The organism is Cryobacterium fucosi (genome assembly GCF_004403515.1).
Taxonomy (GTDB): Bacteria; Actinomycetota; Actinomycetes; order Actinomycetales; family Microbacteriaceae; genus Cryobacterium; species Cryobacterium fucosi.
In genome coordinates this window covers 1-19,419 of sequence record NZ_SOHH01000038.1, presented here as the reverse complement: position 1 = coordinate 19,419, position 19,419 = coordinate 1, and the positions used below count along the sequence as shown (strand labels likewise).

Here is a 19,419-nt window from a genome sequence, read left to right as displayed (position 1 = left end):
CGCGAAGGACTGCGCCGCCGAGCTCGCGCCGTCGACTGCGCGCCGGCCGAGCACGCGCCGCCCATTGGATGCCGCGGCCGGCCGCTCAGCGCCGAGCGAGGACGATCCGAAGTTCAGTCGGCGGCACGGTGGCAGCCGACGACGTGGTCGTCGACCAGCCCGGCCGACTGCATCAGCGCGTACACGGTCGTCGGCCCGACGAAACGGTAGCCGCGGGCGCGCAGTTCCCGGCTGAGCGCCGTGGACTCCGGCGTCACCGCGGGGATGTCGCCGAGCCCGGACAGCCGCGCAGTGCGGGGCTCTGGCGCAAAACTCCAGATCAGCTCGGCGAGGCTCCCGCCGAGATTCCGGGTGACCCTGGCGTTCCCGATGGTCGCCTCGATCTTGCCGCGGTGACGGATGATGCTCGCATCGGTGACGAGACGGGCGACATCCGTTTCGTCCATGGCGGCCACCCGATCGACGTCGAAGTCTAAGAACGCGGCGCGGAAAGCAGGGCGACGCCGCAGGATGGTGAGCCAGGACAGGCCGGCCTGGAACCCCTCCAGGCACAGCTTCTCGAACAGGAGCCGGTCGTCCCGGAGCGGGCGGCCCCATTCCTCGTCGTGGTACCGGCGGTATTCCGGGTCCGAGCCGGCCCAGCCGCACCGGGGGAGCCCATCGTCGACGACGGCCGGGACTGGTACCGAGGCAGTCACGCGACGGGCTCCATGGCCACAGGCCCGGTTTCCACAGGCCCGGTTTCCACAGGCCCGGCGTCCACAGGCCCGGTTCCCCCGTGCTCGATGCCCTCGTGGTCGAGCAGCCAGGCCTTGGTGGGGATGCCGTCGCCGCCACTGTACCCGGTGATCCGCCCGTTGGCGGCGAGCACCCGATGGCAGCCGATCAGGATCGGCACCGGATTGGCGCCGACCGCGCCGCCGATGGCCCGGCCGGAGCCCGGCCGTCCGATCGACGCGCCCAGGTCGCCGTAGGAGATGACCTCGCCGAACCCGAGTCCGGCGAGCCCCTGCCACACGCTCCGTTGGAAGGCGGTGCCGCCGGTGAGGCGGATGGGGAGGTCGAAGCCGGTGCGGGTGCCGGCGAAATACTCCGCGAGCTCGGTTGCCGCGCGCTCGAGCAGTGGAGACGGCGACTCCGGCGATTGCTCGAGCGGAAGGTGGCCGGCGCGTTCGATCGAGAGCGAGAGGATGCTCTCCGAATCGGCGGTGAGTTCGAGCCGGCCGATCGGGCTGGGCAGACGAATCAACGAGGGTGCGATGCTGGTCATGTCTCGACTGTAGTCGGCGGCGCGGCCCTGATCTGGCGGGTTTCGGACACGGCGTGAACGCGTCCGGGCCTGGCCTGGGGAGGGATGGCCGTCGCAGGCGCGTCAGGCCAGACGCGGATGCGGGTAGTCACCCGAGCGCTGCTGGAAGGCGAGAATGTCGGGGTTCTGGATGACCCCCTCGCGGATCTCGATCGCCCGCCGGAGAGTCTCGTTCGCGTCCCAGGCCGCGGGCCCGCCGAGGAGCTCCGGCAGGTACGGGAGCAACGCCTCGCTGATCTCCCAGGTGGCGGAGTTCCACAGGTAGGAGGGGCTGTGGTCGACCGCGTAGTAGGTCACGTTGTCGGCGACCGGGAAGGTCGGGTGGTCGAACGAGGTGGGCTTCGCCCAGGTGAAGCCCATGCCGGAGTCGCAGGAGACGTCGATGATCAGGGAGCCGGGCATGATCAGCGGCAGGTCGTCGCCGGCCAGGAAGACGAGCGGGGCGTTCGGGTCCTGGAGCACGCAGTTGACGATAATGTCATGGCCGGCGAGGTAATGGGGCAGGGGCACCCGCCCGCCGTCGGGGAGGGCGAAGTTCTCGTGCGGGCTCGACCCGTGTTCGAGTCGCACGATCAGGGCGGAGTGGATCGGGGAACTGACCGCGGTGACGTCGCGACTGGTCAGCACCGTCACGTCGTAGACTCCGAGGGCGTTCAGCGCCGTCACCGCGCCCCTGGCCGTCGCGCCGAAGCCGATCACCGCGGCCCGGAGCCTGCGGCCGTAGTCACCCGTCGAGCCGGTCAGCGCCAGGGCGTGCAGCACCGAAGAGTAGCCGGCCAACTCGTTGTTCTTGTGCAGCACGTGCAGATGGAAGTCGCCGCCGCCGGTCCAGTGGTTCATTGCCTCGAACGCGATCAGGGTCAGTCGTTTGTCGATCGCGAGCTGGGTGAGCGCGGCATCCTGCACGCAGTGGGGCCACCCCCAGAGCACCTGACCGTCGCGCAGCTCGGCGACGTCCCGCAGCAGCGGCTTGGCCAGGAGGATGACGTCGCAGTCCCGGATGAGCTCTTCCCTCGGGCGCAGCCCGCCCACCAGCGGCGCGAGGTGGGCGTCAGGCACGCCGAACTGCTCGCCGTAGCCTGCCTCGAGGAAGATCTGCTTCCGCACGGCGGGGTCGATCCGGTCCAGGTGCTGCGGATGAATGGGCAGCCGACGTTCGTTCGGCTTGCCGGAACGAGACATTATTCCGAGCGTGAGTCGACTCACGGGCACCCCTTTGATTGTTTCCTGTCTAGCACAGGCGTGCGGCCCTAGTCTGGGGTGATGGCAGAGATCGAGTACCGCTCACTCGGCAAGTCCGGACTCATGGTGTCCACGATCGGACTCGGCTGCAACAACTTCGGCCGAGCCGGAACCGCCACGGCCGATCAGGCCGGCACCACCGCGGTGATCGAGGCCGCCATCGCGGCGGGCGTCACCCTGTTCGACACGGCCGACATCTACGGCGCCGAGCGGGGCCTCAGCGAGACACTGATGGGGCACGCGCTGCGCGGCAACCGGGACAAGATTGTGCTCGCCACCAAGTTCGGCATGGACATGAACGGCCTGAACGGGCCGGACTGGAACGCGAGGGGCTCCCGCCGCTACATCCGCCGTGCCGTGGAGGGGTCGCTCCGGCGCCTGCAGACGGACTGGATCGACCTGTACCAGCTGCACCAGCCCGACCCCAACACGCCGATCGAGGAGACGCTCGACGCCCTCGACGACCTGATCGGCGAGGGCAAGATCCGTTACATCGGCCACTCCAACCTGGCCGGCTGGCAGGTGGCCGAGGCCGAGTTCACGGCCAGGCTCGCGTCGCATCCGCGGTTCATCTCCGCTCAGAACGAATACAGCCTGCTCGTGCGCGACGCGGAAGACGAGGTGCTGCCCGCCGTCAACGCGTACGGCCTGGGCTTCCTGCCGTTCTTCCCGCTCTACAACGGCCTGTTCACCGGCAAGTTCTCCCGTGACGGCGGCCCAACCGACAGCCGGATCATGATGCTCAGGCGCCACCTCGTGGAGGACGCGCCCTGGGATCTGCTGGAGGCCTACCAGGACTGGTGCGACGAGCGGGACGTGACCATGCTCGCGGCCACGCTCGCCTGGCTGCTCGCGCAGCCCGGACTGACCAGCGTCATCGCCGGTGCGACCACTCCGGAGCAGATCAGGCAGAACGCGGATGCCGCCACCGCCTGGCGACCCAGCGCGGTTGAGGTCGCCTGGATCTCCGACCTGTTCGCCCCGACCTGAACCCCAACCCCGCGCCGCCGCCCGCACTTACTCCCGTCGAATTCGACGGACATTTTGGCGTTATCGCGCCCTGTAGCCAGGTTTTCGGCCGATTCGGGCAGAATCTCCGTCGAATTCGACGGGCGGGCGTGGCGCAGAAGCTTGTGAGTGAGCGCTCACTCATTTAGAGTGTAGGCATGGCCCACAAACCCGCACGAGCGAAGGCACTGTCCGTCGAGGACCGCCAGGCCATGCTGATCGATGCCGTCACGCCGCTCCTGCTCGAGCACGGACAGGCCGTCACCACCCGGCAGATCGCGGACTGCGCCGGAATCGCCGAGGGCACGATCTTCCGCGCCTTCGGCAGCAAGGACGAGCTGATCCAGGCCGCCGTGGCCCGCCACCTCGACCCGGAGCCGTTCCGGCAGCAGTTGCGGGGAATCGACCCGCTCCTGCCGCTCGAGGATCGGATCCGCGCGATCGTCGCCCTGATGCGCGCCCGGTTCACGACGATGTTCACCCTGATGACCGCGCTCGGCCGGCACGGCCCTCCGCCCGGGCACGAGAAGGGTCACAACGGGGCCGGCGAGTTCGCCGGGATCATGTCCGTCATCCTCGCCGAGGACCTCGAGCGGTTCCTCGTTCCGGCCGAACGGGTCGGCCAGATCATCCGACTGGTGACGCTCGCGGCATCCGTGCCCCAGATCCGCAACGGCCCCGACTTCGACGACGCAGAAATCACAGCCCTGATCCTGCACGGCATCATGGCCCCGCCCGCCCCGCAACCCGTCACCTCGACCCCGCACCCCGTCACCTAGGAGAACCCGTTGTTGTGGAAACTGCTCGTGCACTACCTGCGGCCCTACCGGCGCCTTCTGGCGGCGGTCGTCGTCTTCCAGCTGGCGCAGTCGATCGCGTCGCTCTACCTGCCCACCCTCAACGCGGACATCATCGACGAGGGCGTCGCCAGGGGCGACACCGGCTACATCCTCCGCGTCGGCGGGATGATGCTGCTGATCACCTTCGCGCAGATCGTCTGCTCGGTCATCGCGGTCTACTTCGGCGCGAAGGCGGCCATGGCGTTCGGGCGTGACCTGCGCGGCGCGGTCTTCTCGCGGGTCGGCGTGTTCTCCGAGCAGGAGGTCACCCGCTTCGGCGCCCCATCACTGATCACCCGCTCCACCAACGACGTGCAGCAGGTGCAGATGCTCGTGCTGATGACCTCCACCCTGATGGTCTCCGCGCCGATCCTCTCCATCGGCGGCGTGATCATGGCCATTCGCCAGGACCTGGAACTGTCCTGGCTGATCGCGGTGAGCGTGCCGGTGCTGCTCGTCGCCGTCGGCCTGATCATCGTGCGGATGGTGCCGCTGTTCCGGGTGATGCAGGAGAAGATCGACACGATCAATCGGGTGCTGCGCGAACAGCTCACCGGCATCCGGGTCATCCGCGCGTTCGTGCGCGAGGACCGTGAGCAGACCCGCTTCGCCGCGGCCAACGAGGACGTCACCGACTACGCGCTGCGCGCCGGCCGGCTGATGGCCCTGATGTTCCCGATCGTGATGCTCGTGCTCAACGTCTCCAGCGTGGCCGTGATCTGGTTCGGGGCGTTCCGGATCCAGGACGGCTCGATGCAGGTCGGCACCCTGATCGCCTTCCTCTCCTACCTCATGCAGATCCTGATGGCCGTGATGATGGCCACCTTCATGGCCGTGATGATCCCGCGCGCGACCGTCTCGGCCGACCGGATCGGCGAGGTGCTCGGCACAGCCTCGAGCGTGGTGCCGCCGGCCAACCCGGTGAACACGACCGTCGGCCACGGTGAGCTCGAATTGCTCGACGTGGGCTTCGCCTACCCGGGCGCCGAGCAGCCGGTGCTCAGCAATGTGAGCTTCCTGGCCCGCTCCGGCCAGACCACCGCGATCATCGGCAGCACCGGCTCCGGCAAGACCACCCTGGTCAACCTGTTGCCCCGGCTCTTCGACGCAACGAGCGGCGGGGTGCTCGTCGACGGGGTCGACGTGCGCGAGCTGAACCCCGACCTGCTCTGGGGGCAGATCGGCCTCGTGCCGCAGAAGCCCTACCTGTTCTCCGGCACCGTGCGCAGCAATCTGCAGTACGGCAAGCCGGATGCCACGGAGGAGGAACTCTGGCGGGCGCTCACCATCGCCCAGGCCAGGGACTTCGTCTCGGAGATGCCCGAGGGACTCGACTCCCCGATCGCCCAGGGCGGCACCAACGTGTCGGGCGGCCAGCGACAGCGGCTCGCGATCGCGCGCGCCCTGGTGAAGCGCCCCGAGATCTACATCTTCGACGACTCGTTCTCTTCGCTCGACCTAGCCACGGATGCCCGGCTGCGGGCCGCCCTCAAGACCGGCACCGACGGGGCGACGATGATCATCGTGGCTCAGCGGGTGTCGACCATCGTCGACGCCGACCAGATCCTCGTCCTCGAAGACGGCCGCATCGTCGGCGCGGGCACCCACCACGAGCTGCTCGAGAGCAGTGAGACCTACCAGGAAATCGTGTCGTCACAGCTGACGGCGGAGGAAGCGGCATGAGCGGGGCAATCAGGGAGCGGCCCGCGGCGGACCGGCCGCCGGCGCGGGGACCCGGTGGCGGGCACGGCCCGTTCGGCGGAATGAGCGCCCCCGCCGAGAAGGCCATGAACTTCGGCCCGTCAGCCAGGAGGCTGATCGGCACGCTCAGGCCCGAACGGCTCTGGCTCCTGCTCGTGCTGGTCCTCGCCGTGGTCAGTGTCACCTTCTCGGTGATCGGCCCGCGCCTGCTCGGCCAGGGCACGAACCTCATCTTCTCCGGCATCGTCTCGAAGGCGCTTCCGGCCGGAGCCAGCCAGACCGAGGTCATCGCCGGGCTGCGGGCGAGCGGGGATACCACCCGGGCGGACATGCTCAGCGGGATGACCCTCACGCCGGGGCTCGGCATCGACTTCGCCGCGCTGTCCACCGTGCTGCTCTGGGCGATGATCCTCTACGTGCTGTCCTCCGCATTCAGCTGGATCCAGGCCTTCGTGCTCAACGGGGTCGTGCAGCGCACAGTGTTCCGCCTGCGCGACGAGATCGAGGCGAAGATCAACCGCCTGCCGCTGCGCTACTTCGACACCGTGCAGCGGGGCGAGCTGCTCAGCCGGGTCACCAACGACGTCGACAACGTGTCGCAGAGCCTGCAGCAGTCGCTCAGCCAGATCGTCACCTCGCTGTTGACCGTGATCGGCGTCATCGTGATGATGTTCCTTCTCTCGCCGCTGCTCGCCGTGATCGCCCTGGTCACGGTGCCGCTCACCCTGGTGACCACGATGCTGATCGCCAAGCGCTCGCAGAAGCTCTTCGTGGGCCAGTGGAAGAACACGGGCGAGTTGAACGGCCAGATCGAGGAGACGTTCACCGGCCACGCCCTGGTCAAGGTCTTCGGGCGCCAGAGGGAGGTCGAGCAGCGTTTCGCGGCCAAGAACGAGGAGCTCTACCAGGCCAGCTTCGGCGCCCAGTTCATCAGCGGCATGATCATGCCGGCGATGACGTTCATCGGCAACCTTGTCTACGTCGGCATCGCCGTGGTCGGCGGGCTGCAGGTGGCGTCCGGCGCGATGCAGCTCGGCGATGTGCAGGCGTTCATCCAGTACTCCCGGCAGTTCACCCAGCCGCTGGCCCAGCTCGGCTCGATGGCCAACCTGCTCCAGTCCGGCGTCGCATCCGCCGAGCGCGTCTTCGACCTGCTCGACGCCGAGGAGCAGAGCCCCGACCCGGAACCGGCCGAGACCCCGCCCACCGTGCACGGCCGCCTCGCCTTCGAGGACGTCTCGTTCCGCTACGCCGCCGACCAGCCGCTGATCGAGCAGATCAGCCTGATCGCGGAGCCAGGCCAGACGGTCGCGATCGTCGGGCCGACCGGCGCGGGCAAGACCACCCTGGTCAACCTGATGATGCGCTTCTACGAGCTGGACTCCGGCCGGATCACCCTCGACGGCGTCGACGTGGCCAGGATGACCCGCGACGACCTGCGCGGCCGGATGGGCATGGTGCTGCAGGACACCTGGCTGTTCGGCGGCACCATCCGGGAGAACATCGCCTACGGGCGTCCGGATGCCTCGGAGGAGGACATCCAGGCCGCCGCGCGGGCGACCTACGTCGACCGGTTCGTGCACTCGCTGCCGGACGGCTACGACACGGTGCTCGACGACGAGGGCGGAAACGTCAGCGCCGGCGAGAAGCAGCTGCTCACCATCGCTCGCGCCTTCCTGGCCAGGCCCAGTGTGCTCATCCTGGACGAGGCGACCAGTTCCGTCGACACCCGCACCGAGGTGCTCGTGCAGAAGGCCATGAGCGCACTGCGCGCCGACCGCACCAGCTTCGTGATCGCGCACCGTCTTTCCACGATCCGCGACGCCGACCTCATCCTCGTGATGGAGGCCGGCCGGATCGTGGAGCTGGGCACGCACGAGGAGCTGCTCGCGGCGAATGGCGCCTACCACGCGCTTCACAACGCCCAGTTCGCGGCGCCGGTCGCCGACGAGGTGTAGGGCGAACCGGTTCGCCGGTCAGGCGGGCTGGCCGGTCAGGCCCGCAGGCGCGCCTCCGCGTCGCGGGCGCAGTCGATGCACAGCTCGGCGGCGGGCCTGGCCTCGAGCCGTGCCAGCCCGATCGGTTCGCCGCGGCGCACGCACAGCCCGTAGCTGCCGTCGCTGATCCGGGCGAGCGCCCGGTCGATCGTGGCCGCCTTCGCCTCGAATTCGCTGTGTACACCCGAGATCCTCGACCACTCCATCGTGAGCGTCGGACCCTCCGGATCGTGCTCGTCGTCGGCGGTGCCGTTGTTCCTGGCCTCGATCACGTCGTCGAGCGTGTGGGTGATCCGGCCGAGGGCGATGTCGAGGTCGCGGCGTTCCTCCAGCAGCAGGTTCTCGAAGTGCCGCAGGTCGGCGGGGGAGAGCGTTGTCTGGGTGCGCATGGCTGTCCTTTCGAGCGGCTCGCTGCGGGGCCGGAACGCCGCGCCGCGAGGATTGTGCTGTTGAGGATACGCCCGGCGGGCCTGCCTGTCGCGGGGCTGGCGGAGGCCGGTGGAAAACTCAGCCGACGGTCACCGGCACCCGGTGCAGCCCGGTGGCCCCGTCGGGGACCACATCGCGCACGACCGAGGTCTGCACGAGCCCGGCGGCGTCCGTCGCCCGCACCCGGAGGGTGTGCCGGCCGGCGGGGGCCGTCCACTGCCAGCTCCACTGGCGCCACGTGTCGGCCGAGATCGCGTCGGCCAGGGTCGCGTCGTCCCAGGGGCCGTCGTCGACCTGCACCTGCACCGAACGGATGCCCACATGCTGCGACCAGGCGACGCCGGCGACCGTGACCGGCCCGGCCGTCACCCGGGAGCCGGCCCGCGGCACGTCGATCCGGGAAGACAGTTTCACGGGGCCGCGTTCGGTCCAGCCGCGGCTGGTCCAGTATGCGGTCTCCCGGTCGAACCGGGTCACGTCCAGCTCGACCAGCCATTTGGTGGCCGAGACGTAGCCGTAGAGCCCCGGCACGACCATCCGCACCGGGTAGCCATGCTCGAGGGGGAGCGGGACGCCGTTCATGCCGACGGCGAGGATCGCGTTCCGGTCGTCGGTGAGCACCTCCAGCGGGGTGCTCGCGGTCCAGCCGTCCTCGCTGCGGGAGAGCACCATGTCGGCGCCGGGGAGCGGCCTCGCCCGGGCGAGCAGCAGCCGGATCGGGTAGCCCAGCCAGGTGGCGTTGCCGATCAGGTCGCCGCCGACGGGGTTGGACACGCAGGTGAGCGTGGTCGTGCTCTCTTCCAGCGGCAGGGCGAGGAGCTCCGCGAAGGTCAACTCGACCTCGTTCTCGACCATGCCGGTGATCTTCAGAGTCCAGGCGGCCGGATCGATCCGGGGCACCTGCAGCGCCGTGTCGATCCGGTAGAAGCCGAGGTTCGGCGTGATCACGGGGGAGAGGCCGTCGACGGCGAGGTCGGCTCCGGCCGGGATCGGGGCCGACGCGGTGGCCGGGGCGGGCAGGGTGAACCGGGCGCGGGCGGCATCCGTGGCCCGGGTGCCCGCCGACACCAGCTGGCCGCCGATCACGGCCAGGACGCCGAGGCCGGCGCTCGCGCCGGTCCAGGCCAGGAACCGTCTGCGGTCGACGCCGGCGCCGTCCGAGACCGGCACGGTGCGCGGCAGGCGGGTGATCAGCACCGTGAGCAGCACCGCAGAGACCACCATCGCACTGACCGAGGGCAGCGCGTCGAAGGGTGCGGTGCCGGCCCGGGTCAGCACCGCGAGCACGGCCAGGGCACCCGCCGCCACGACGAGCGCGCGCCCGAACGGCGCTCGCAGGAACTCCAGCACGCCGGCGATGGCGGCCAGCACGAGCGTCCCCAGGGCGACGCAGACGATCAGCACGGCCTTGTCGCCCGTGCCGAACAGGCCGATGACCAGCTCCTTGACCCAGGCAGGGACGAGATCGATCACGAGGGCGCCGACGGCCAGGATCGGGCTGCCCGCGGGGGCGAGGATCGCGGCGGCAAGCTCGGCCGCGCCCAGTCCGGCCAGCGCCGCGGCGACACCGGCCGCGGCGGGGCGCGACAGCCGGGACGCGCTCGAGGCGGTGCGGGATCGGGGAAGGGCGTCGGGGCTTGCCATTCGTTCAGCATAGATTCGGCGACGCCGCGCCGCGCCGGGGAAGTCCTTACGATTCGCTGCGCCTTTCGGCAGGCGCAGGACGCCCACGACCGTCAGCAATTCACGAACCGGAAACCTGCCCGACACCTCCGTCCGGCCTGCGGCTCGTAGGGTGAAATCACCGGTACCCCCTCTGGGGTCGTGCCGGCACCGAACGCCAATGACGCCGCCGCGAAGACCCGTGCGGAACGCAGACCACCCGCTGCAGCGTCGTTGGGTCCTTCGGCCGTTCACCGGGCTGCCCTGCCCGCCTTCGACCTGACACCCCGCATCCTCTTCACCCCGAAAGAGAACCCGGATGACTACCCTTCATGTGCGACCCCAAATCCTCGTTCCGCCGCTGGAGATCGAGCCGGAGCCGGCGCCCCGCCCCGCCGAGGCCACGAAGGCGCAATCGCCGTCGCTGGTGATGCTCGTGCTGGTCGCGACGCTCGGAATCCTGGCCTACGCGAACTTCCTCCTGAACCCGGCCAGCCGCGGCGACTGGTTGCCGTACTCGATGGTCATCCTCGCGGAGTCGATCCTGATCGGCCAGGCATTGCTGTCGATGTGGACGATCCTCTCCGGCTCCCAGGACCCTCGCGACTTCGCGTTCCACCAGGCCAAAACGGCCCTGTTCCACTCGCGCGAGATCGCCAGGGACGGGTGGAGCTCGTCACCGGAGCACTGGCCGCTGCACCTGGCCAACTCCCGGGTGTCCGTGGACGTGTTCATCACCACGTACGGGGAAGACCCGGACGTCATCCGCCGCACCGTCGCCGCCGCCCGCAATATTCGGGGCGAGCACACCACCTGGGTGCTCGACGACGGTGATTCGGATGCCGTGCGGAGCGTGGCCGTCGAACTCGGCGCGCGCTACCTGCGCCGCCTCGGCAACGGCGGTGCCAAGGCCGGCAACGTCAACCATGCCCTGAGCCTGACCCGGAGCGACTTCTTCGTCATCTTCGACGCCGACTTCGTGCCGGACCCCGCATTCCTGGTCGAGACCGTGCCGTTTTTCGCCGACGCGAACGTCGCGTTCGTGCAGACCCCGCAGACCTATGGAAACCTGCACACCGTGATCGCCCGTGGTGCGGGCTACATGCAGGCCGTCTTCTACCGGTTCATCCAGCCCGGGCGCAATCGCTTCAACGCCGCGTTCTGTGTCGGCACGAACGTGATCTTCCGCCGCAGCGCCGTGGACGAGGTCGGCGGCATCTACACCGACTCGAAGTCCGAGGACGTCTGGACGTCGCTCATGCTGCACGAGCGCGGCTGGCGCACGATCTACATCCCGCTCTCCCTCGCGATCGGGCAGGCACCGGAGACGGTCGAGGCGTACACCAAACAGCAGCTCCGCTGGGCGACCGGCGGCTTCGAGATTCTCCTCCGGCACAACCCGCTGAGCCCCCGCCGGCGACTGACCCTGGACCAGCGGCTGCAATACCTGGTCACGGCATCCTTCTACCTGACCGGGATCTGCCCGCTCCTGCTGCTCCTGGTGCCGCCGCTGGAGATCTACTTCGACCTGCGCCCGATGAACCTCTCCACCACGGTCGTCACCTGGCTGGTCTACTACGCCGGGTTCTACCTGCTGCAGATCGTGCTCGCCTTCTACACGATGGGCTCGTTCCGCTGGGAGACGCTGATGCTGGCGACCATCTCCTTCCCGATCTACCTGGCCGCGCTGGGCAATGTGATCGTGGGCAAGGAACAGCACTGGCACGCCACCGGGAATCGCACGGCGGCGAGCTCGCCGTTCAACTTCATGGTCCCGCAGGTGCTGTTCTTCGTCTTCCTCTCCCTGACCTCGATGGTCGCGGTCTGGCGCGACCTGGGCAACGGCGCGCCCACCCTCGCGACCGCCTGGAATGTCACCAACACGGTCATCCTCGGCGTCTTCGTCGTGGTGGCGCTGCGGGAGGCGAGCGGGCAGCGGCTCGCCCGGCGTTCGGCCGGGCGCCTCGCCCGGGCCGAGGCACGGGGCGTGCGGGTGCCGGGACACGACCGTCCGGGCCGCGGAATCGCGGTCGCCTCATGACCTGGCGCAACCGGTTCAGGCTCCTGGCCGGGCTTGCGGCCGTGCTCGTCCTGGTGGCCGGTCTCACGATCGTGTTCAACCAGCGGCAGGCCCAGGTGGCGAGCACCTCGGCATCGATCCAGGCCGAACGCTACCCCGTCGGGATCGACTACGGCGGAACGGTGGTCGACCGGTTCGTCGACGCCGGAAACCGGGTCCACGCCGGCCAGGACCTCTTCTCCCTGCAGAGCTCCTCACTCCAGGCCGACCTCGCCGAGGGACTGATCAAGCCGGACACGGTCGCGTACAGCGTGGCCGACGACGGCATCATCACGCTCAAGGCCTCGGTCGACGGCACAATCTCGGACCTCACCACCGAGCGCGGGTCGTTCGTGCAGGCCGGCCAGGTGCTCGCTACGATCGACCGGGCCGGGTCGCTGTTCGTCTCGGCCGACTATGCGCTGCCCCCGCGGGACTATGCCAGGGTCGAAGACGGTGCCACCGTCGACATCCTGTTGCCCAACCAGCGGCAGGTCAGCGGGCGGATCGAGTCGATCGAGGTGCAGACCGCCGACGGCAGGGCCGAGACGACCGTGCGGGTGGCCAGCGACCAGCTGGTCGACGGCGACAACAACGGTCTGGTCGCCCGGGGCACCCCGGTCACCGCCACGATCATGCTCCGCGACGACGGCGTGCTCGCCGGTCTGGGCGACGGCGTGAGCGACTTCCTCCGGAAGATCGGGCTGTAGTGGCGGCGCATCGGCCGGGTGCCGTCGGGCGGCTCGCCGCGGGCCTCGCGCTCGTGCTGCTGGTCCTCTCCGGGTGTTCGGCGGCCGGCGCGAGGCAGGCGGCGACCGGGGACGCCTCCGCCAGTGGGGGAGGCGACATTTTCGCGGGTGACACGATCGCCCCGCTGGTCGCGGGGATGCCGGAACGCACCGTCGCGGCCCTGCCGGCGGCGCGGCTGGCGGAGGGCCTGATCCCGCCGACGAACCGGTGGTTCTCCGGCCTGGTCTTCGGGGAGGTGTCGATGCCGGTCTTCCCGTTGCCGCTGTCGTTCCAGCTGACCGGGGGCGGGTTCGCGTTCGGGGTGCCCACGGTGACGACCACGCCGAAGGCGATCATGGGCGGCTTCACCGCGGCGGTCACGGCGGATGTCGGCGCCCGCCGGCAGGTCGTCACCGGCTATGACGCTGCCTCGGTCACCATCTCGCAGCGGGGTGACGACGGCGAGATCGGCCGCACCGTGATCGCCGAGGGATCCCCGTTCGTGAGTTTCACCGCCACCCGGGATGTCGACGTGCGCCTGGGCGCCGCGATGATCGCAACGGACGACGTCGGCGCGAGCGGCGGACCCTGGACGGCCGAGGTCGCCGGCACCCGGTACGGCCTGGCCGGCGCGGGCACCCTGGACGAGAGCGGAACGACGCTCTCGCTTCGGGCCGGGCAGACCGCCACCTGGTACGCGATCGCCCGGGGAGGGTCGCCGGACCGATTCGCCGAGGCGGCCCGGCATCCGCTCGTGGGAACGAGCCTGGACTACTCGGTGACCGCCGACCGGGCGACGACCAGCCTGCGATACCGTACCGTGGACGGCGGCCAGACCCTCGTCGCGGCGATGCCGCACCAGTCGGATCGCGAGGCCGGCAGCGAGTGCTCGCTCGGCAGCTACCCGAGCGTCTACGGCGAGCTGGTGCTGTGCGCCGGGACGGCCCTGACCTGGTCGGTGCCCCGGCGGGACGCGGCCGGCTCGCTCGACCTGTCCGGGCTGGCCGCCGCCGCGACGGAACGGCTGGCCGCGCAGGTCGGGGCGGATGTCGACGGCACCGGCGCGTTCCCCGAGGACACCTACTTCGGCGGCAAGGCGCTGTACCGGGCGGCGAACCTGCTCCGCGTCGCCGACCAGGTCGGCGCCGACCAGGCGGCGGAGACGATCCGGAAGCGCCTGGTCGACGAGCTCAGCCGGTGGCTGGAGCCGACCGGATGCTCGGTCCGAAGCACCCGCTGCTTCGTGTACGACCCGGCCGCACGTGGCCTGGTCGGCCTGGCCGCGTCGTTCGGGTCCGACTCGTTCAACGACCACCACTTCCACTACGGCTACTTCCTCTACGCGGCCGGGGTCGCCGCCGCGGACGACCCGCAGCTCGCCGCCCGGTGGGCGCCCGTGCTCAACCTGCTCGCCGCCGACCTCGCCACGAGCGGGCCGAGCGACTGGTTCCCCGAACGCCGGGTGTTCGACGCCTACGCCGGCCACTCCTGGGCCAGCGGCACCGCCCCGTTCGGCGACGGCAACAACCAGGAGTCCAGTTCGGAGGCGGTGACGGCCTGGAACGGCCTCGCCCTCTGGGCCGCGGCGAGCGGACAGGCCGGGCTGCGCACCGAGGCGACCTGGCTGCTGTCGGCCGAGGCGGCATCCGCCCGCGCCTACTGGACCGATTTCCCGCGGGACGATCCCGTCTACGCCGGGTTCGGGCACCCGGTCACCTCGCTGGTCTGGGGCGGCAAGCGCGACTACGCGACCTGGTTCAGCCCTGAGCCGAGCGCCATGCTCGGCATCCTCGTGCTGCCGATGAGCCCGGTCGCCGGCTACCTCGGCGGCGACCCGGACCGGGTGCGCGCCAACCTCGCCGACGCGGCTCCGAACGGGTTCGACGTTCTCTTCGGCGACTACCTGCTGATGTACTCGGCGCTCGCCGGGGCGGAGGAGGCCGCCGCCGCGCTGGCCGCCGTCGCGGCGCTGCCGGCCGACCGCATCGACGACGGCAACAGCCGCGCGTACCTGCTCGCCTGGCTCTACAGCCGCGGCTGAGAGCCGACCCGGCAGCGGCCGGAGCGGACGCCCAGTGGAATAGGGCAGGATCGAAGCATCATGGCTACTCTCACCGCGCTCCCGCACGTCACCGACCCGGACATCCTGTTCGAGGCGTTCGAACTCTGGGCCGGGGAGCAGGGCCTGGCGCTCTACCCCGCCCAGGAAGAGGCCGTGATCGAGATCGTGTCCGGGGCGAATCTCATTCTGTCCACGCCCACCGGCACGGGCAAGTCCCTGGTGGCGGTCGGCGCGCACTTCGCCGCCCTGTCCGCCGGCCGGCGCACCTTCTACACCGCCCCGATCAAGGCGCTCGTCAGCGAGAAGTTCTTCGCGCTCGTCGACATCTTCGGCGCCGAGAACGTGGGCATGATGACCGGCGATTCCTCTGTGAACTCCGACGCCCCGATCATCTGCTGCACGGCGGAGATCCTCGCCAACCTGGCCCTGCGCAGCGGCGAGGACACGCAGGTCGACCAGGTCGTGATGGACGAATTCCACTTCTACGGCGACCCCGACCGCGGCTGGGCCTGGCAGGTGCCCCTGCTCCTGCTGCCGCGGGTGCAGTTCATCCTGATGTCGGCGACCCTGGGCGACGTCACCTTCATTGCCGACGACCTGACCCGGCGCACCGGCCGGCCCACCGCGGTCGTCACCGGCGTGGAACGGCCCGTGCCGCTGCACTACTTCTACGAGACCACGCCGGTGCACGAGACCGTGGAGGACCTGCTGAAGACCGGGCAGGCGCCGGTCTACATCGTGCACTTCGCACAGGCCGCCGCCCTGGAACGCGCGCAGGCGCTGAGCAGCGTGAAGGTGGCCAGCAAGGAGCAGAAGGAGGCGATCGCCGAGCTGATCGGCGAGTTCCGCTTCACCACCAGCTTCGGCAAGACTCTGTCCCGGCTGATCCGGATGGGCATCGGCGTGCACCACGCCGGGATGCTGCCCAAGTACCGCCGGCTGGTCGAGCAGCTCGCCCAGCAAGGCCTCCTCCGGGTCATCTGCGGCACCGACACGCTCGGCGTGGGCATCAACGTGCCGATCCGCACCGTGCTGTTCACGGCGCTCACCAAGTACGACGGCGTGAAGATGCGCCAGCTCAACGCCCGCGAATTCCACCAGATCGCCGGCCGGGCCGGCCGGGCCGGCTTCGACACCGCCGGGACGGTCGCGGTGCAGGCGCCCGACCACGAGACCGACAACCTCAAGGCGATCCTGAAGGCCGGCGACGACCCGAAGAAGAAGCGCAAGATCATCCGCAAGAAGGCGCCGGAGGGATTCGTGTCCTGGGGCGAGCCGTCGTTCCAGCGCCTCGTCGCGGCCGAGCCGGAAACCATGCAGTCGAGCATGCAGATGACCGCGGCGATGCTGATCAACGTGATCGGGCGCGGCGGCGACGCGTACGCCCACGTCCACTCGCTGGTCTTCGACAACCACGAGCCGTGGAAGCGCCAGCTCGCGCACGCCCGGCGGGCGCTGGGGATCTACAAGACGCTGCGCGCGGCGGGGATCGTGGAACAGGGTCCCGACACGCCCGACCACCGGCCCCGCATTCGCCTGACCGTCGACCTGCAGCCGAACTTCGCCCTCAACCAGCCCCTGTCGCCGTTCGCGCTCGCCGCGTTCGACCTGCTCGACCCTGACCCGGCGGCCGGAACGGGCACCGGCAACTACGCCCTGGACATGATCTCGGTCGTCGAGGCCACCCTCGACGACCCGCGCCCGGTGCTGATGGGCCAGCAGTTCGCCGCCCGCGGCGAGGCCGTGAACGCGATGAAGCGGGAGGGCATCGAATACGACGAGCGGATGGCGTTGCTCGAGGAGATCACCTGGCCCAAGCCGCTCGAGGAACTGCTCACCTACACGTTCGAGACGTACAGGGAATCGCAGCCGTGGATCGCGGACTTCGAGCTGCGCCCGAAGACGGTCGTGCGTGACATGTACGAGCGGGCCATGTCGTTCGGCGAGTTCATCGCCTTCTACAAGCTCGCCCGCAGTGAGGGCGTCGTGCTGCGCTACCTGTCGGACGCCTACCGGGCGGCCAGGCAGACCATCCCGGACGAGGCGAAGACCGAGGACCTGCTCGACCTGATCGAGTGGCTGGGCGAACTCGTGCGCCAGGTGGACTCCAGCCTGCTCGACGAGTGGGAGGAGCTCATCCACCCCGACCTCGCCGCGCACGAGGCCGGAGCCCATTCCGTGCTGCCGCCCGCTCCGCGCCGCCTGACGACGAACACCCGGGCCTTCCGCATCCTCGTGCGCAACGAACTCTTCCGCCGGGTGCAGTTGGCGGCGCTCGAGCACTACGACGAGCTCGGCGAACTCGACCGCGAACACGGCTTCACCGCGGATGCCTGGGCCGACGCCATGGACGGCTACTTCGCCGAGCACGAGGAGCTGCTCGCCGGACCGAATGCCCGCGGGGCCGGCCTGCTGATCCTCGACGAGGGCGCCACCGTCTGGACCGCCAGGCAGATCTTCGACGACCCGGCCGGCGACCACGACTGGGGCATCAGCGCGACGGTCGACCTGGCCGCCTCCGACGAACTCGGCGCCGCCGTGCTGCGGGTCACCGAGGTCAACCGGCTGTAGCCGAACCGGCCGCGGGTCGACCGTCGGCGGGGCGATCGACCGGGCGGGCCGGCCGGCATCCGCCAGCACCGGAGTACGGTGGATGCATGTCATCGACCCATGTCTCCGACGCCCCGATCCGCACCGGACTGATCGGTTTCGGCACCTCCGGCCGGCTCTTCCACAGCCCGTTCATCGATGCGAACCCCGAGTTCTCCCTCGACCTGATCGTGACAAAAGACCCGGCCCGGCGCGAGCTGGCCGGCGAACGCCACCCGCAGGCCCGCCTGGTGGACGGCCCGGACGATCTCTTCGCGGAGGCCGCGAACCTCGACCTGGTCGTGATCGGTTCGCCGTCGGCCACCCACGTGCCGCTCGCGCACGCGGCACTCGACGCCGGACTGGCCGTCGTCGTCGACAAGCCCTTCGCGGTGACGAGCAGGGACGGCCGCGCACTGATCGAGAAGGCCAACCGGCTGGGCCTCCCGCTGACCGTTTTCCAGAACCGGCGCTGGGACGGCGACTTCCTCACCCTGAAGTCCCTGCTGGACGCCGGGAGGCTCGGCACGGTGCGCCGGTTCGAGTCGCGGTTCGAATGGTGGAAGCCCGAGCAGTCGAAATCCTGGAAGGCCGCCGCGACGATCCGGGAGGGAGGCGGCGTGCTCTTCGACCTCGGAGCGCATCTGATCGACCAGGCCCTGGTGCTGTTCGGCCCAGTCGACGACATCTACGCTGAAACCCTCACCCGGCGCCCGGGCGGAACCGCGGACGACGACACCTTCGTGTCACTGCACCACGGCTCCGGGGTGCGCTCGCACCTCTGGATGAACGGGATCGCGGCGCAGGTCGGCCCGCGGTTCCACGTGCTCGGCTCGGAATCCGGGTACACGAAGTGGGGCCTGGACGGCCAGGAGGAGGCGCTCAAGGCCGGCGCGCGGCCGACCGACCCCGGCTTCGGCGTCGACGACGAGTCGACCTGGGGCGTGCTGGGACTCGACGGTGACCTCACCCCGGTGCCTGCCGAGCGGGGCAGCTACGTCTCGTTCTACACCGGGTTGGCGGATGCCCTGCTCCGGGGTGCGCCGGTGCCGGTCGACCCCGAGGAATCGCTCAAGGTGATCAGCATCATCGAGCGGATCAACCTGCTCACGCACTGAGGGCAGGTTTTCGACGGGCTCAATCGCCGGTGGTCGAGCCTGTCGAGGCCAGGTTTTCGACGGGCTCAATCACCGGACGGACTCAATCATCGGTGGTCGAGCTTGTCGAGACCAGGTTTTCGGCGGGCTCAGTCGCCGGACGGGCTCAATCACCGGTGGTCGAGCTTGTCGAGACCGGGTGTGCGGGTGTCAGCGCTTGGCGGTCCAGTCGAGGTTGATGATGTCCCGGATGTAGATGTCCTCGCCGAGGCCCGAGACCGACGGGTTCATCCGCAGCAGCTGCTGCACGGGCAGGTCGAAGCGCTGGGCGATGGCGAAGAAGTCGTCGTCCTCGACGACCGTGTAGGTGCTCAGGTCACCGGCGGCATCCTGGGCCGGGGCGCCCCGGGCGCCCGCGGTGGCACCCAAGTCGATTGCCGGTCCCTCCGGGAGCGGCACGGCCGGCCCGGCCTCCGCGTTCGGGGTCGTGGCCGGCGCCGGCGGGTTGGGGATGATCACCTCGGGGACCGTGGGGGTCGGCGTCGGCGTGGGTGTCGGCGTCGGCGTCGGCGTGACGAGCACGGTGGCGGTGACCACCGGAGCGGGCGGAGAGGAGCACCCGCCGAGGGCAGGGAGGAGCGTCGCGACGGCGAGGCCGGCCAGCGCGGCCCGGCTGAGCGCTCGCGCGGCGGTGCC

Annotated in this window: 15 protein-coding genes; 9 read left to right on the top strand and 6 right to left on the bottom strand. The window is 70.0% G+C overall.

The window, feature by feature from the left end:
* Positions 1 to 113: 113 nt before the first annotated feature.
* The 3 genes from E3T48_RS03775 to E3T48_RS03765 form a co-directional block, all read right to left on the bottom strand.
* A complete protein-coding gene (locus E3T48_RS03775) occupies positions 114 to 698 on the bottom strand; it encodes a DNA-3-methyladenine glycosylase I (RefSeq protein ID WP_134522519.1) in 585 nt (194 codons plus the stop codon).
* A complete protein-coding gene (locus E3T48_RS03770) occupies positions 695 to 1,270 on the bottom strand; it encodes a methylated-DNA--[protein]-cysteine S-methyltransferase (protein ID WP_134522518.1) in 576 nt (191 codons plus the stop codon). The genes E3T48_RS03775 and E3T48_RS03770 overlap by 4 nt, the downstream gene beginning before the upstream one ends.
* A gap of 102 nt (positions 1,271 to 1,372) precedes the next feature.
* Entirely contained in the window at positions 1,373 to 2,491 is a 1,119-nt protein-coding gene (locus E3T48_RS03765; RefSeq protein ID WP_166789619.1) for a N(5)-(carboxyethyl)ornithine synthase, read from the bottom strand.
* Between the two features lie 81 nt (positions 2,492 to 2,572).
* Here E3T48_RS03765 and E3T48_RS03760 point away from each other — a divergent pair, with 81 nt between their 5' ends.
* From E3T48_RS03760 to E3T48_RS03745, 4 genes are all read left to right on the top strand, one after another.
* Entirely contained in the window at positions 2,573 to 3,541 is a 969-nt protein-coding gene (locus E3T48_RS03760) for an aldo/keto reductase (RefSeq protein ID WP_134522516.1), read from the top strand.
* 176 nt (positions 3,542 to 3,717) lie between these two features.
* On the top strand, positions 3,718 to 4,338 hold the full coding sequence (locus E3T48_RS03755) for a TetR/AcrR family transcriptional regulator (protein ID WP_134522515.1): 621 nt from the start codon (positions 3,718 to 3,720) through the stop codon (positions 4,336 to 4,338).
* 9 nt (positions 4,339 to 4,347) lie between these two features.
* Complete coding sequence (locus tag E3T48_RS03750; RefSeq protein ID WP_134522514.1) at positions 4,348 to 6,081, top strand: ABC transporter ATP-binding protein; 1,734 nt, start codon at positions 4,348 to 4,350, stop codon at positions 6,079 to 6,081.
* The gene (locus E3T48_RS03745; RefSeq protein WP_134522513.1) at positions 6,078 to 8,057 is read left to right on the top strand and encodes an ABC transporter ATP-binding protein; all 1,980 of its coding nucleotides are present in this window, start codon (positions 6,078 to 6,080) and stop codon (positions 8,055 to 8,057) included. Before E3T48_RS03750 ends, E3T48_RS03745 begins: the two co-directional genes overlap by 4 nt.
* Positions 8,058 to 8,092: 35 nt before the next feature.
* Here the strand turns inward: E3T48_RS03745 and E3T48_RS03740 are convergent, their stop codons facing one another.
* Positions 8,093 to 8,485 carry a TraR/DksA family transcriptional regulator gene (locus E3T48_RS03740; RefSeq protein ID WP_134522512.1) on the bottom strand — a complete coding sequence of 131 codons (393 nt, stop codon included), beginning with the start codon at positions 8,483 to 8,485 and terminating at the stop codon, positions 8,093 to 8,095.
* 118 nt (positions 8,486 to 8,603) lie between these two features.
* The gene (locus tag E3T48_RS03735) at positions 8,604 to 10,169 is read right to left on the bottom strand and encodes a molybdopterin-dependent oxidoreductase (RefSeq protein ID WP_134522511.1); all 1,566 of its coding nucleotides are present in this window, start codon (positions 10,167 to 10,169) and stop codon (positions 8,604 to 8,606) included.
* A 337-nt stretch (positions 10,170 to 10,506) separates the two neighbouring features.
* On the opposite strand from E3T48_RS03735, the gene E3T48_RS03730 reads away from it, so the two are divergent.
* The 5 genes from E3T48_RS03730 (at position 10,507) to E3T48_RS03710 (ending at position 18,744) form a co-directional block, all read left to right on the top strand.
* A complete protein-coding gene (locus E3T48_RS03730; protein WP_134522510.1) occupies positions 10,507 to 12,228 on the top strand; it encodes a glycosyltransferase family 2 protein in 1,722 nt (573 codons plus the stop codon).
* Positions 12,225 to 12,956: an efflux RND transporter periplasmic adaptor subunit gene (locus E3T48_RS03725; RefSeq protein WP_134522509.1), complete on the top strand. Its 732-nt coding sequence runs from the start codon at positions 12,225 to 12,227 to the stop codon at positions 12,954 to 12,956. Before E3T48_RS03730 ends, E3T48_RS03725 begins: the two co-directional genes overlap by 4 nt.
* Positions 12,956 to 15,016 carry a glycosyl hydrolase gene (locus E3T48_RS03720; RefSeq protein WP_134522508.1) on the top strand — a complete coding sequence of 687 codons (2,061 nt, stop codon included), beginning with the start codon at positions 12,956 to 12,958 and terminating at the stop codon, positions 15,014 to 15,016. Before E3T48_RS03725 ends, E3T48_RS03720 begins: the two co-directional genes overlap by 1 nt.
* 60 nt (positions 15,017 to 15,076) lie before the next feature.
* Positions 15,077 to 17,608, top strand: a complete 2,532-nt coding sequence (locus tag E3T48_RS03715; protein ID WP_134522507.1) for a DEAD/DEAH box helicase — start codon at positions 15,077 to 15,079, stop codon at positions 17,606 to 17,608.
* A gap of 86 nt (positions 17,609 to 17,694) precedes the next feature.
* Entirely contained in the window at positions 17,695 to 18,744 is a 1,050-nt protein-coding gene (locus E3T48_RS03710) for a Gfo/Idh/MocA family protein (RefSeq protein WP_134522506.1), read from the top strand.
* Positions 18,745 to 18,933: 189 nt separating this feature from the next.
* Here the strand turns inward: E3T48_RS03710 and E3T48_RS16635 are convergent.
* Positions 18,934 to 19,419, bottom strand: a 486-nt coding sequence (locus E3T48_RS16635; protein ID WP_166789618.1) for a LysM peptidoglycan-binding domain-containing protein, incomplete at its 5' end; no start/stop codon positions are given.

Excerpts from the sequence above, each read along its gene's own strand:
- E3T48_RS03770 (WP_134522518.1), bottom strand. The coding sequence starts at position 1,270 with ATGACCAGCATCGCACCCTCGTTGATTCGTCTGCCCAGCCCGATCGGC.
- E3T48_RS03765 (WP_166789619.1), bottom strand. The coding sequence starts at position 2,491 with ATGTCTCGTTCCGGCAAGCCGAACGAACGTCGGCTGCCCATTCATCCG.
- E3T48_RS03760 (WP_134522516.1), top strand. The coding sequence starts at position 2,573 with ATGGCAGAGATCGAGTACCGCTCACTCGGCAAGTCCGGACTCATGGTG.
- E3T48_RS03755 (WP_134522515.1), top strand. The coding sequence starts at position 3,718 with ATGGCCCACAAACCCGCACGAGCGAAGGCACTGTCCGTCGAGGACCGC.
- E3T48_RS03745 (WP_134522513.1), top strand. The coding sequence starts at position 6,078 with ATGAGCGGGGCAATCAGGGAGCGGCCCGCGGCGGACCGGCCGCCGGCG.
- E3T48_RS03740 (WP_134522512.1), bottom strand. The coding sequence starts at position 8,485 with ATGCGCACCCAGACAACGCTCTCCCCCGCCGACCTGCGGCACTTCGAG.
- E3T48_RS03735 (WP_134522511.1), bottom strand. The coding sequence starts at position 10,169 with ATGGCAAGCCCCGACGCCCTTCCCCGATCCCGCACCGCCTCGAGCGCG.
- E3T48_RS03730 (WP_134522510.1), top strand. The coding sequence starts at position 10,507 with ATGACTACCCTTCATGTGCGACCCCAAATCCTCGTTCCGCCGCTGGAG.
- E3T48_RS03725 (WP_134522509.1), top strand. The coding sequence starts at position 12,225 with ATGACCTGGCGCAACCGGTTCAGGCTCCTGGCCGGGCTTGCGGCCGTG.
- E3T48_RS03715 (WP_134522507.1), top strand. The coding sequence starts at position 15,077 with ATGGCTACTCTCACCGCGCTCCCGCACGTCACCGACCCGGACATCCTG.
- E3T48_RS03710 (WP_134522506.1), top strand. The coding sequence starts at position 17,695 with ATGTCATCGACCCATGTCTCCGACGCCCCGATCCGCACCGGACTGATC.